Source organism: Microbacterium sp. Nx66 (genome assembly GCF_904066215.1).
In the GTDB taxonomy this organism is placed as follows: Bacteria; Actinomycetota; Actinomycetes; order Actinomycetales; family Microbacteriaceae; genus Microbacterium; species Microbacterium meiriae.
This window is the reverse complement of sequence record NZ_LR880474.1, coordinates 1,096,321-1,108,748: the sequence shown is the minus strand read 5'-3', so window position 1 is coordinate 1,108,748 and position 12,428 is coordinate 1,096,321. Positions and strand designations below refer to the sequence as shown.

Annotated in this window: 14 protein-coding genes; 3 read left to right on the top strand and 11 right to left on the bottom strand. The window is 72.4% G+C overall.

Annotation, left to right across the window (positions count from 1 at the left end; genetic code table 11):
• Positions 1-30: 30 nt before the first annotated feature.
• The 6 genes from MICNX66_RS05185 to MICNX66_RS05160 form a co-directional block, all read right to left on the bottom strand.
• On the bottom strand, positions 31-459 hold the full coding sequence (locus tag MICNX66_RS05185; protein ID WP_232089200.1) for an FtsB family cell division protein: 429 nt from the start codon (positions 457-459) through the stop codon (positions 31-33).
• Positions 460-641: 182 nt separating this feature from the next.
• Positions 642-1,922, bottom strand: coding sequence for a phosphopyruvate hydratase (eno, locus tag MICNX66_RS05180; RefSeq protein WP_187663578.1), 1,281 nt, complete (start codon positions 1,920-1,922; stop codon positions 642-644).
• 112 nt (positions 1,923-2,034) lie between these two features.
• Complete coding sequence (locus MICNX66_RS05175; protein ID WP_187663577.1) at positions 2,035-2,694, bottom strand: O-methyltransferase; 660 nt, start codon at positions 2,692-2,694, stop codon at positions 2,035-2,037.
• 4 nt (positions 2,695-2,698) lie between these two features.
• Positions 2,699-3,667 carry a CPBP family intramembrane glutamic endopeptidase gene (locus MICNX66_RS05170; RefSeq protein WP_187663576.1) on the bottom strand — a complete coding sequence of 323 codons (969 nt, stop codon included), beginning with the start codon at positions 3,665-3,667 and terminating at the stop codon, positions 2,699-2,701.
• Positions 3,664-4,719: a DUF1648 domain-containing protein gene (locus MICNX66_RS05165; RefSeq protein WP_187663575.1), complete on the bottom strand. Its 1,056-nt coding sequence runs from the start codon at positions 4,717-4,719 to the stop codon at positions 3,664-3,666. The genes MICNX66_RS05170 and MICNX66_RS05165 overlap by 4 nt, the downstream gene beginning before the upstream one ends.
• Complete coding sequence (locus tag MICNX66_RS05160) at positions 4,706-5,113, bottom strand: GntR family transcriptional regulator (protein ID WP_187663574.1); 408 nt, start codon at positions 5,111-5,113, stop codon at positions 4,706-4,708. Before MICNX66_RS05160 ends, MICNX66_RS05165 begins: the two co-directional genes overlap by 14 nt.
• A gap of 99 nt (positions 5,114-5,212) precedes the next feature.
• On the opposite strand from MICNX66_RS05160, the gene MICNX66_RS05155 reads away from it, so the two are divergent.
• Both MICNX66_RS05155 and MICNX66_RS05150 read left to right on the top strand, forming a co-directional pair.
• Positions 5,213-5,683 carry a PaaI family thioesterase gene (locus tag MICNX66_RS05155; RefSeq protein WP_187663573.1) on the top strand — a complete coding sequence of 157 codons (471 nt, stop codon included), beginning with the start codon at positions 5,213-5,215 and terminating at the stop codon, positions 5,681-5,683.
• A 41-nt stretch (positions 5,684-5,724) separates the two neighbouring features.
• A complete protein-coding gene (locus tag MICNX66_RS05150; protein ID WP_187663572.1) occupies positions 5,725-6,963 on the top strand; it encodes an APC family permease in 1,239 nt (412 codons plus the stop codon).
• A 6-nt stretch (positions 6,964-6,969) separates the two neighbouring features.
• On the opposite strand, the gene MICNX66_RS05145 is transcribed toward MICNX66_RS05150, so the two are convergent.
• On the bottom strand, positions 6,970-7,749 hold the full coding sequence (locus MICNX66_RS05145) for an AraC family transcriptional regulator (RefSeq protein WP_187663571.1): 780 nt from the start codon (positions 7,747-7,749) through the stop codon (positions 6,970-6,972).
• A 93-nt stretch (positions 7,750-7,842) separates the two neighbouring features.
• Here MICNX66_RS05145 and MICNX66_RS05140 point away from each other — a divergent pair, with 93 nt between their 5' ends.
• Positions 7,843-8,370: a VOC family protein gene (locus tag MICNX66_RS05140; protein WP_187663570.1), complete on the top strand. Its 528-nt coding sequence runs from the start codon at positions 7,843-7,845 to the stop codon at positions 8,368-8,370.
• On the opposite strand, the gene MICNX66_RS05135 is transcribed toward MICNX66_RS05140, so the two are convergent.
• The 4 genes from MICNX66_RS05135 to nhaA all read right to left on the bottom strand — a co-directional run bounded on the left by MICNX66_RS05135 (position 8,339) and on the right by nhaA (position 12,369).
• Positions 8,339-9,142, bottom strand: a complete 804-nt coding sequence (locus tag MICNX66_RS05135) for an SGNH/GDSL hydrolase family protein (RefSeq protein ID WP_232089199.1) — start codon at positions 9,140-9,142, stop codon at positions 8,339-8,341. The genes MICNX66_RS05140 and MICNX66_RS05135 overlap by 32 nt on opposite strands.
• Before the next feature lie 60 nt (positions 9,143-9,202).
• Positions 9,203-10,453 (bottom strand): histidine--tRNA ligase, encoded by a 1,251-nt coding sequence (gene hisS, locus MICNX66_RS05130; protein ID WP_232089228.1) that lies wholly within the window; start codon positions 10,451-10,453, stop codon positions 9,203-9,205.
• 67 nt (positions 10,454-10,520) lie between these two features.
• Entirely contained in the window at positions 10,521-11,183 is a 663-nt protein-coding gene (locus MICNX66_RS05125; RefSeq protein WP_187663568.1) for a MazG family protein, read from the bottom strand.
• 19 nt (positions 11,184-11,202) lie between these two features.
• Positions 11,203-12,369, bottom strand: a complete 1,167-nt coding sequence (gene nhaA / locus MICNX66_RS05120; RefSeq protein ID WP_187663567.1) for a Na+/H+ antiporter NhaA — start codon at positions 12,367-12,369, stop codon at positions 11,203-11,205.
• Positions 12,370-12,428: the final 59 nt, after the last annotated feature.

Below are 12,428 nucleotides of genomic sequence, written 5' to 3'. Positions count from 1 at the left end.
CCGTCCGGGAGGATGCTCGGAGCCGGACCCTCAGCCGGCGGTGGCGGCGGTGTCGCTCAGTCCCGCGGAGACGAGGGTGCGCAGCAGCTGCGGCATCCAGTCGGCCGGCTTCTCCTCGAGCGTGTCACTCACCGGCTCCTGATCCCGCGGGAGGGCGGAAGGATCGAGGTCGTTGTCGATGAGGTACACGACCTCGCCCGGCTTGACGTAGTAGAGCCGCTCACGGGCCTGCGTCGTGATGTACGCGGGGTCGTCCCACCGCTCCCGCTCCGCGGTCAGCGCCGCGATCTCGTCTTCGCTCACCTGCACGGACTGCTCCAGCGCGGCGATCTTCTGCCGCTGGTCGATGAAGGTCCCGAGCGTGGGGACGAGCACCCAGGCGCCCAGCACGACGAGGGACAGCATGATCACCGAGAACGCGGACAGACGGATGCCGGATGCCCACTCGCGCACGTCCACGCGTGGCGCGGTCGTGGCGGCCTCGCGGGGCCGTCGCGACCTGGACGATGCGGGGCGGGCAGGGGCCGCCCCGGGAGACGGCGAAGGAGGAGCCGGTTGTCGTGCCACGGCTCCTCCTTCGTCTCTGCCGCCTTCCGGGCGGCGCGGTCGTGCCGCGGAAGCGGCGTCGCTGTCTCGGGCGCTCAGGCCCGGTAGCGCGGGAAGGCCGAGCGGCCGGCGAAGACCGCCGCGTCGCCCAGCTCCTCCTCGATGCGCAGCAGCTGGTTGTACTTCGCGACGCGCTCGCTGCGCGCCGGGGCGCCCGCCTTGATCTGGCCGGCGTTCGTCGCGACCACGAGGTCCGCGATCGTCGTGTCCTCGGTCTCACCCGAACGGTGCGAGAGCATGGCGGTGTAGCCCGAGCGCTGCGCGAGGCTCACCGCGTCGAACGTCTCGGTGAGCGTGCCGATCTGGTTGACCTTCACCAGGAGCGAGTTGGCGACGCCGCGCGTGATGCCGTCGGCCAGACGCTGCGGGTTCGTGACGAACAGGTCGTCGCCGACGAGCTGCACCTTCGAGCCCAGGGCGTCGGTGAGGTGCTTCCAGTTGTCCCAGTCGTCCTCCGCGAGGGCGTCCTCGATCGTGACGATCGGGAAGTCGTTGACGAGACCGACGTAGTACTCGGTGAGCGCCTCGGCGTCCCAGTCCTTGTTGTCGAGACGGTAGACGCCGTCGGTGAAGAACTCGGTGGCAGCGACGTCGAGGCCGAGCGCGATGTCGGTGCCGGGGGTGAAGCCCGCCTTCTCGATCGCCTTGACGAGGAAGTCGAGGCCCTCGCGGTTGCTGGGCAGGTCGGGGGCGAAGCCGCCCTCGTCGCCGAGACCGGTCGCGTAGCCCGCGGCCTTCAGCTCGGCACGCAGCACGTGGTAGGTCTCCACGCCCCAGCGCAGCGACTCGGAGTAGGTCTCCGCGCCGATGGGCGCGAGGAAGAACTCCTGCATGTCGATGCCGTTGTCGGCGTGCTCGCCGCCGTTGATCACGTTGAACAGCGGCACGGGCAGCACGTGCGCGTTGGGACCGCCGAGGTAGCGGAACAGCGGCAGGTCGGCGGAGTCGGCGGCCGCCTTGGCCACGGCGAGGCTCACGCCGAGGATGGCGTTGGCGCCGACGCGCTTCTTGTTGTCCGTGCCGTCGACCTCGATGAGGATCTCGTCGACGATGCGCTGCTCGCTCGCCTCCACGCCCTCGATGGCCGGGCCGAGCTCGTCGATGACGGCCTCGACGGCCTTGAGCACGCCCTTGCCCGAGTAGCGGCTCTTGTCGCCGTCGCGCAGCTCGTACGCCTCGAAGGCGCCGGTCGAGGCGCCGGAGGGGACGGCCGCGCGCTGCACGATGCCGTCGTCGAGGAGCACCTCCACCTCGACGGTCGGGTTTCCGCGCGAGTCGAGAATCTCGCGTGCGCCTACAGCCTCGATCAGTGCCACTGATGTGCTCCTTGTTCAGGATGGAAGGGTGTGTGGAGCGTCGTCGATCCGCGCCCAGTCTATCCCCGGCATCGGACGGCTCCCGGAGACGAGGCGGGGCGATGCGCCGGAGTCACACGACGAGTGCGAGCGCGATGCCGTCCCACCCCTTGATCCCGACCGTCTGCAGCGCCGTGGCGTCGAAACGCGGGTCTTCCCCCAGCATCCGCAGGCCCGCACGGGTGCCGTTGACCTTGGAGTCCGTCGAGTCGTCGCGGACGATCTCGCCGTCGCGGCCGATGTTGTCGAGCACGACCACGGTGCCGGGGTGACCGAGCTTCGCGGCCCAGTCCAGGTAGACGGTGTTCGACTCCTTGTCGGCGTCGATGAAGACCAGGTCGAAGGCGCCGGTGAGGGTCGGCAGCACGTCGGCTCCGCGCCCGATCCGGATGTCGACCCGATCCCCCACTCCGGCGGCATCGATGCTCGCGCGGGCGACGGCGGCGTTGTCGGCCTCCGCCTCGATCGTGACCACTCGTCCGTCCGGTCCCACCGCTCGCGCCATCCAGATCGTCGAGTAGCCGCCGAGGGTGCCGATCTCCAGCACGCGGCGCGCACCACTCATCCTCACGAGGAGGTTCAGCAGCTTCCCCGCGACCGGGGCGACCTCGATCTCGGGGAGCCCCGCGGCCCGCTGCGCCTCGAGCGTCGCCTCCAGGGCCGGGTCCGTGCCCACGAGCGTGTCGGCGAGGAAGGTGTCGGCGCGGGCCCAGGCGGCGGGAGTGGATTCCATGTGCTCAGCCAACCCCCGGCGCCGGTCGGCCGTCAAGCGTCGGCGGGGCCGGAGGGGTCCGCGGCGCGGCGAGCTCCGGCTGACGGCGGAACTGCCCGGTGAGCGCCAGGACGAGGGCCACGACGGCGGCGACGATCCAGCCCGCCACGCCGAGCGGCCCGGCCAGGGCGAGGTCGGGCTGCACGGCGGCGACGATCATGATCATGCCCGCGGCGGCGTTGAGGGATCCATGCGCGACGACCGCCGGCCACAGCGAGCCGGAGCGCAGCCGGAGCCAGCCGAACAGCACGCCCCACGCCACGCAGCCGCCGATCATGAACATCACGCCGGTGACGTCCGTCCGGCCGAAGTTGTAGCCGAGCAGGATGACAGGGCTGTGCCACAGCCCCCAGATTGCTCCGGTGAGCAGGAGCGCCGGCCAGGTGCCGAGCGGACGAAGCGCCGGGAGCAGCCAGCCGCGCCACCCGAGCTCCTCCCCGAAGGCGAGCACGCTGTTCACGAGGGCGCCGACGGGGATCGCCGCGAGCTGCGCGAACACGACCACGCCGACCGGCGGCACCGGCGTCCCCGGGGGAAGAGCCTGGGCGAGCTGATCCGCGAAGGCCGAGAAGGTGAGGTCGAGCCGCACCCACCCGAGCACGGCCGCGAGGAGGATGCCGAGGGCGACGAGCACCGGCGGCACGAGCCAGGCCGCGACCAGCAGCCCGACGACGCGCTTCGCGGGCCGCAGGGGCCACATCCCGAGGAAGCGCGCGCGGACGCCCTTCTCCGGCACGCCCGTGGTGAGCATGACGACGAGCACCGCGGCCGCCGGGGTGAACATCATCACGGGAAGGATCGCCCCCGCGAAGGGCTCGGCGAGGCCGTCGCCGAGCCAGAGGGGCAGGCAGACGAGAGCGGCGAGCCCGCAGGCCGTGAGGGTGAAGATGAGGACGGCGCGCCACGGGACGCGCGTCGGTGTCGTGGTGGTCATCGCTCCGCCCTCTCCGTCTCCCCGGAGATCGCAGGCCCCGCAGACCGGTCCACGTACGTCTGCAGGAGCGCTGCCGCCTCCTCCGCGCCGTCGATCGTGATGACGAAGGGACCGTGGTCGCGGCGATGCACCTCGATCGCCGGCCCCTGCCGCATCACGATCCCGCTGCGGCCGTCCGGGGCGAGACGCCAGCCCCAGCCGCCGAACTCCCCGAAGGGCGAGATGCGCACGGCCCGGACCGAGACGATCTCCGCCACCGGGATGGTCCTGCGAGGCCACCCGATCACGGCGCGGGCGTCGATGCCGTCCGGCGTGACACGCACCCGGAACGACGTGGTCGCCGCCAGCGCGAATCCGACGACGAGCGCCACCAGGGCCGAGACCCAGGCCATCGGGGTTCGGGTGACGACCATGATCACGGCGAGCGCCACGAGCCCGAGCAGCACGAGCAGCAGGAAGACGAGAGCACCGGTGGGCATGGTCGTCGTCCCCACCCACACGACGCGCTCCCCCTCGCCGACCCGCACGTCGTGTCGCGGCGTGAGGGCGGCGCCGGGGATCGCACGGACGCGCGGCTGCACGAACCACGCCATCGCGCCCACGCCGAGGAGGGCCGCGAAGGCCAGCCCCATCACCCCCGCGATGCCAGGGACGTCACCGGCGGGCGGCAGGTCGCGCTGGATCGCGAGGGAACCCAGGCAGATCACGGCCGCGAACGCCGACATGCCGGCTGCGGTCGCCCCGAGCAGCCGGGCGGTGGCGCCCCAGTGCGCCCCGACGGCGACGAGCGTCGTGATGGTCAGGAGCACCGGGATGCCGAGACCGACCCCGAGGAGCACCCAGAGGTAGGTGGTTGCCGGGCCGAACCCGTCCGCCCCGTCGACGCCCCAGTGGATCGCGACGTCGGCGGGGAACGACGGCAGCCAGGTCATCAGCACGAGAGCGGAGATCGCGACGATGAGCACGGGGAGGACCGACGCCACGAGGACGAAGGCCCGTCGCGCGCGGCGCAGGGTGGCCGGAGGGGTGCGAGTGGGGTCAGGCGTCGTCATCGGGGGCCTCCTGGGGAGTCGCGGCTGGAGTGGGCGGTTCGGCTTCTGCGCGGTGCGTGCGGACGATTCCGGCGAGAGTGTCGGCGGAGACCCCCAGGGCGGCGGCCCGTCGGATCAGCCCGTCGATCTCGTGCGAGAGCTCCGCGAGGGGCGCGGCGGAGGCGGCGATCACGGCGCCCCTGCCCCGCCGGAGGTCGACCAGGCCCTCGTCCCGCAGGCGCTGGTAGGCGTGCAGGACGGTGTGCTGGTTGATGTCGAGCGCGGCCGCCACGTCGCGGGCGGCCGGCAGACGATCGCCGGGCGCGAGGGCGCCGGAGAGGATGTCCGCGCGCACCGAAGCGGCCACCTGGTCGTAGAGCGCGTGCGGACTGTCGACATCGACGCGGATGAGCATGGCGCCTCCCTTCTCTAGTTATTCTATGTGAACTAGAATAACTGTGCCAACCCTCCAGTCGTCTTCGTCGCAGCCGCGCGCATCCTCCACACTGACCTCATGCGCATCACGCCCCGCCGCCTCGCCCTCGGCATGAGCCTCTGGATCCCCAACCTGTGCAGCGGCATCCGTGTCCGCCGGTTCAGCGACGACTGGACGCGCGCGACCGTGGAGCTGCACGTGAACCTCCTCACCCGCAACTATGTGAAGACCGCGTTCGGCGGGTCGATGTCGGCGATGACCGACCCCTACTTCTTCATGCTCGTCATGCACCAGCTCGGGCGGGACTACGTCGTATGGGACACGCGCGGCGAGATCGAGTTCCTCAAGCCGGGGCGTGGGGTGCTGACCGCGGAGTTCGAGGTGACGCGGGAGAAGGCCGAGGAGTTGCGACAGCGTGCCCACGGCGGGGCCAAAGTGCTCGAGTGGTTCGAGACCGTCATCACCGATCGCCACGGGGACGTCGTGGCGAAGGTGCGCCGCGAGGTCTACATCCGCGAGAAGAAGCGCGTCACCGCAGCGCGGGGATGACCCGTCACCCGCCGTTCACTCCGGCGTGGGACGATGACCGGATGCCCCTCGCCCGCCGCCTGACGCTGCCAGACGCCGTAGCGATCGGCCTCGGATCGATGATCGGCGCCGGCGTGTTCGCGGTCTGGGGTCCGGCCGTCGACGTCGCCGGAAACGCGACGCTCGTCGCCCTCGCGATCGCCGCCGCGGTCGCCTACGCGAACGCCACCGCCTCTGCGCAGCTCGCCGCTGTGCACCCGGTCGCCGGCGGCACGTACGCCTATGCGCGGGCGGAGATCGGACCGTGGTGGGGCTTCGTCGCCGGATGGAGCTTCGTGATCGGCAAGATCGCGAGCTGCGCCGCCATGGCCATGACCTTCGCCGCCTACGCCGCGCCGGCGGGATGGCAGACCCCCGTCGCCGTGATCGCCGTCGCCGCCCTCGCGGTCGTGAACTGCCTGGGCGTGACCCGGACGGCGCTGGCGACCCGCATCCTCGTGGCGTGCTCCCTCCTCGGGCTCGCGGTCGTGGTGGCGGTCGGCTTCGGCGCCGCCCCGACCGCCTCGCCCGCACCGCTGCCTGACGCGACCGTCTACGGGGTGCTGCAGGGCGCCGGGCTGCTCTTCTTCGCCTTCGCGGGCTACGCCCGGATCGCCACGATGGGCGAGGAGGTGGTGGACCCCGCGCGGACGATCCCGCGCGCGATCGTGCTCGCTCTCGGCGGCGCCGTCGTCGTCTACGCGCTCGTGGGCCTCGTGGTGCTCCTCGTCCTCGGCGGCGACGCGCGGGGAGCGGCCGCACCCCTGGCCGACATCCTCACCGCGGCCGGCTGGTCGGCGTTCGCCCCCGTGGTGCGGATCGCTGCGGCGGCCGCCTCCCTCGGCGCGCTGCTCGCCCTGCTCACCGGCATCGGCCGCACGACGCTCGCCATGGCGCGGGAAGGCGATCTCCCTCGGGTCCTCGCCCGTATCGACGACCGGCACCAGGTGCCGCGCCGTGCCGAGATCACCCTCGCCGTCATCGTGATCGGGCTGGTGCTCGTGGGAGACCTCCGGGAGGTGATCGGGTTCTCGTCCTTCGGCGTGCTGCTGTACTACCTCATCGCGAACGCCGCCGCGTTCCGCCAGCAGGGGGCCGCCCGACGCTACCCGCGGATGCTGCAGGTGGGAGGAGCGCTCGGCTGTCTCGTGCTGGTGAGCACGCTTCCCGTCCTCGCCTCGCTCCTCGGCACAGGCGTCGTGCTGCTCGGCATCGCCGGACGGGCCCTGCGGATGCGGTGGCCGCAGCGCGGGCGGCCCTGATCGGTCTCAGCCGGAGACACCCGCGCGATAGTCGCGGGGTGGCAGACCGAGGACGGCCGCGAAGTCGCGCGTGAGATGGGCGTGGTCGGCGTACCCCAGCGCGGCGGCGAGCGACGTCAGATCCGTCTCCGGCTCCTCGCGGAGACGCTGTGCCGCCTCCTGCAACCGGCGGCGGCGGATGATCGCGCCCGGCGAGAGCCCGACGGTGCGGTGCGTGAGCCGCTGCAGCGTGCGCACCGAGACCGCGAGTCGGGTCGCCGCCTCCTCCGGAGTCAGCGCCGCCCCCTCCCCCAGCAGCACGTCGAGCATCGCGTTGGCCTGCCGCCCCACCGCGCCGACCGGGCCGACGCGCTGAGACAGCCACGCGGAGAAGACCGCGACGGCGCGCTCCCGTCGCCCGGGCTGTGACCGCATCGCCGCCGTCACCCCCTCGTGCAGATCGGGGGCGTCGAAGGACCGCTCCGCGTCGACCAGACCCGGCGCGTCGTCGGTGAGGGCCACGACGGCCGCCGGGCGCAGGAGAGCGCCGACAGCCCACCCCGACCCCCGCAACTCCCTGGTCGACGCCCGTGTCGTGGCGCCCGAGATCGACACGCCCTCGGGGGCGACGACGAGGTTGACGGCCGGATACGCGACGATCTCCTGCCGGGATACCTCGCCCTCCGGCAGGCTCCACTCCGGGATCCAGAACCAGGCGACGAGCGCGGCGGCGTCTTCGGGCGGGGGCAGCCGATGGAACGCGGGCAACCGCGCGGGGTAGAGCACTCCGCGCGTCCGGTCCACCATGGCCCCCAGCGTAGAGCGCGCCACCGACGTGTCGTCGAGGACGTGTCGCGGATCTTCAAGCGGCTGTCGCCCTCCCCGTCCTACCGTGGCGACATGACGGATCAGACACCTCCGGCCGGCGTGACCGGCGCGCACACGACCGACGGCCGCCCCCACAGCGCGACCTCGCTGACCCCCTTCCTCGCGATCCCCGACGCCGCCCGCGCCGTGGAGTTCTACCGGGACGTCTTCGGCGCCCGCGTGGTCGACGTCACGGAGTTCGGCGGTACTGTCGCGCACGCCGACCTCGACTTCGGACTCGGTCGGCTCCAGCTCGGCGAGCCCAGTCCCGAATATCACCTCGTGCCCGCTCCCTCCGGCGACGACGACTGCTATTCGATGGGCCTCTATGTCCCGGATGTGGACGCCGTGGTCGCGCGCGCCGTCGAGGCGGGGGCGACCGTCCGCGAGGCGCCGTCCCTGTTCGTCTCCGGCGACCGCTACGCGAGCATCCGCGACCCGTTCGGCGTGCGGTGGTCGATCATGACGCGCGTGGAGGATCTGTCCGACGAGGAGAGCGCCCGACGGGTGGCCGCGTGGGCTGCCTCCTTCACTGCGGCACCGCAGGGCGCCGAGAGCTGAAAGCGGCCACGGCGGCGCGCTCGACCGCGGGCAGCAGCGCCTCCGCGGTGCGGCGGTAGCCGAGGGCGCTCGGATGGAAGCGGTCGAGGCTGAACATCTCCTCGGGCTCGTCGAAGAACATCGGCCCCACGGCGCGCCGCAGGTCGACCGTCTCCGCGCCCTCTCGGCCTGCCGCCTCCGCCTGAACCTCGGCCAGCCGCCGGGACAGACCGGAGGCGATGCGGCGCAGCGGCTGGGGCACGGCACGCAGGGCGCCGAGGTCGGGGCAGGTGCCGACGACGACGCGGGCGCCGAGCGCGTGCAGGCGGACGATGGCCTCGCGCAGATGCCGTGCCGACTCCGCGGGCGGGAGGCGGTGGGTGACGTCGTTTCCGCCGACCACGATCACGGCGACGTCGGGGCGATAGTCCGTGGGGAGCCGGGAGATCTGCCCGGCGAGATCCCGCGACTCCGCGCCCACGACCGCGGCGGTGCGCAGCCGCACCGGACGCCCGAGTCGGCGTGCCGTCGCCTTCGCGAGCCGCGCCCCGAGGGTCTCCTTCCGCCGTGCCGCTCCCAGCCCGGCGGCGAGGGAGTCGCCCAGCAGCAGGAGGTCGAGCGGCTCGCCCTCGAGCCCTGGGCGCCAGACACGGTCGGCGTCGAGCGACTGCTCCCCCAGCGGCTTCCCGATGCGGCGGCGCGCGACGGCGGCCTGCCGGTCGAGGACCGTGCGGGCGCCCACGAGCAGGGCCGCGGCGAGCGCGATGACGGTGAAGAGAGGCAGGCGGCGCACGGCCCGATTCGAGCCGACCGCCGTGAACGCCCGGTGAACGCGTCTTCCGACGGGGGCGACTCAGGCCAGCGTCTTTATCTCGAGCTCGTCGTCTCCCGGTCGCACGCTCGCGAAGTGCGTGTACCCGTCCGCCGCCGACCGTTCCAGCAGCGCCTTGAGGTTCTTCGTCCGCTGCTCGAGTCGCACCCGCGCGCCCCTGGCGACGAGAGCCGTCTTGTGCGCCACGAGCTCCGCCACGGGGACGGCGGCGTCGTGGACGAGCACGATGGCCTGCGCGGCGGTCGCCGGATCCGTCGAGACGAGGTCGACCAGGCGCTCGAAGCCGAGGGAGAAGCCCACCGCCGGGACCTCCTGCTGCAGGAACCGGCCGATCATGCCGTCGTACCGTCCACCGCCGCCGAGCGAGTACGTCACGGAGGGGTGCGCGAGCTCGAAGATGGTCCCCGTGTAATAGCCCATGCCCCGCACGAGGAAGGGGTCGAACACGAGAGGGATGTCGTCCTGCCCGCGCCCCGCCGCGACCGCCTCGCCGATGCCGACAAGGTGGGCGACGAGCTCGTCCGGCGCGCCGTCCGGGAGCGCCTTGCGGATCTGGCTGTCGCCGAACGGGTGGTACTCGAGCGTCTGCGGGCGACCGAGGAAGGCCTGGAACGCGTCGACCGCCGTGGCCGTCGCCCCCCGCTCGCGGAGCTCGGCGGCCACGCCCTCCGGTCCGATCTTGTCGAGCTTGTCGATCGTGATCAGCACCTGCGGGCGCTCGTCCTCGGTGAAGCCGAAGTGCTCGAGCATCCACTCCAGGACGCGGCGGTCGTTGATCCGCACGCTCGCGCCCTCCAGACCCAGCGCGTCGACGGTGTCGAGCGAGGCCGCCAGCAGCTCGGCCTCCGCGCGCGCCGACGCGTCGCCGATGATGTCGATGTCGCACTGGACGAACTGGCGGTAGCGCCCCTTCTGCGGGCGCTCGGCCCGCCACACGGGCCCGATCTGGATGGACCGGAAGACACCGGGGAGCTGCCCGCGGTTGCTCGCGTAGAAGCGGGCGAGCGGCACCGTCAGGTCGTAGCGCAGGCCGAGATCGGAGAGCTCGGCGGGGTCATCGGCAGCGGCGCGGATGGCCTCCGCATCCAGGCCGCGGCGCAGGATGTTGAACGACAGCTTCTCGTTGTCGCCGCCGATGCCGGCATGCAGCCGGTCGTACTCCTCGACCACGGGGGTCTCGATCTCATCGAATCCGTGCGCGCGATAGCGGTCGCGGATGACGGAGAGCACCCGCTCACGGCGGGCCTTGTCGGCGGGGAGGAAGTCGCGCATGCCGCGCGGCGCGTTCACGGTAGCCACCCGTCCATCTTCCCAGGTCGGCGGCGGTGTCCGCGTCGCGTCAGCCGGCCTCGGCGGCGCGGACCTCGTCCTCCAGGCGCGTCAGCCGTTCCCGGAGCGCGCGCTCCGCGTCCCAGCCCTCGGCCCTGGCGGTGTCCACGAGGGCGAGCAGGGCATCGCCGAGTTCCTCCTCCGAAGACGGGCGCAGGGCGGACGGATGCGTGGGCACCACGCCGGCACCGGCGGCACGGCCCGACATCTTCTGGGCGCGGGCGAGGGCCGGCATCGCGCGCGGGATCCCGTCGAGCACGCTGCGGCGGGTGCGCTTCTCCGCCGCTTTGGCGGCGTTCCAGTGCACGAGCACCTCCTCCGGCGTCTCCGCGACCTCGTCGCCGAACACGTGCGGGTGCCGCCGCACCATCTTCTCGGTGAGCGTGCGGGCCACATCGTCGATGTCGAAGGGGCCGTCCGGATCCTGCGCCGCGATGGCGGCGTGGAAGAGCACCTGCCACAGCAGATCGCCGAGTTCCTCGCGGAGGTCGGCGCGAGACCCGTCCTCGACCGCGTCGATCACCTCGTGGGACTCCTCGATGAGGTACGGCACGAGATCGCGATGCGTGATGCGCTGCGACCACACGCACCGCTCCCGCACCGTGCGCATGGTCTCCGCGGCCGCACGCAGCGGATCATCGATGCCCTCGGGTCCTCGCTGCTCGCTGGTCATGCTTCCTCCGGACTCCGGCTCACGCGGGAATGGGCGCAGCGCGACGGTACCACCGGGCGCGCAGGGTGACGACGATGCCGGACAGGATGAGCGCGAGCAGCGAGCCCACGAGGACGCCGAGGATCGCCTGGTCCCGGATGACCGCATCGTCCTCGAACGCGAGATTCGCGAGCAGGAGCGAGACGGTGAACCCGATACCGCCCAGGGCGCCAGCGGCGACGATGTCCGCGAAGGGCAGCGCCGGGTCGGCGCCCTTCGGCCGGATGCGCATGGCGAGCCAGCCGAACAGGGAGATGCCGATGATCTTCCCGACCGGCAGCGCTACGACGATCGCCCAGAACGCCGGGGACAGAGCCGTCGGCGAGACCGCCGGGATCACGACGAACGCCGCCACGAACGCGAACAGCGGCAGGATCGCCCCGTTCACGGTCGGCTCCAGCGCATGCCGGGTGCGTCCGGCGGGTACCGGCGCCATGACGAGGCCGAGCATCACGCCGGCGATGGTCGCGTGGATGCCGGACGAGGCGACGAGGCCCCACGTGACGACGCCGACGACGGCCATCGCGACCGCGACGAGTGTGTGGCCGGTGGCATGCAGCAGGCGGCTCAGCAACCAGAACACGGCCACCCCGACGATCGCGAGACCGAAGAGGAGCCACTGCACGTCGTGCGCGAAGAGCACCGCGATGAAGATGATGCCGATGATGTCGTCGAGGATCGCAAGGGCCAGCAGGAACACCCGCACCCGGGAGGGCAGGCCGCGACCGAACATCGCCAGCACGCCGAGGGCGAAGGCGATGTCGGTGGCGGTCGGGATCGGCCAGCCCGACGCCGTCTCCGGCCCGCCCGCGATCAGCAGGTACACGAGGATCGGCACGAGCACGCCGCCGGTCGCCGCGATGGCCGGCTGCACAGCCTTCCGCGGGGAGTCGAGCTCGCCGTGGGTGAGCTCGTGCCGCAGCTCGATCGCCACGACGAGGAAGAAGATCGCGAGCAGGCCGTCCGACACCCAGTGCGCGATCGAGAGGTCCAGCGCCGTCCCCGGGACCGCGAGATGCGTCTCCAGCAGTCCGGCGATCGCGTCGTGCGTGGGCAGGTTCGCGAAGAGGAGGCCGAGGCCGGCGGCCACGAGCAGGAGGACGGCGGGGAACTGCTGCCCGCGGAGGGGGTTCGCTGTGATGCGCATCCCGTCCATCGTAGGCCGGGATGTCACACGGTCGTCATGCGTGCGGGACACCCCGATCC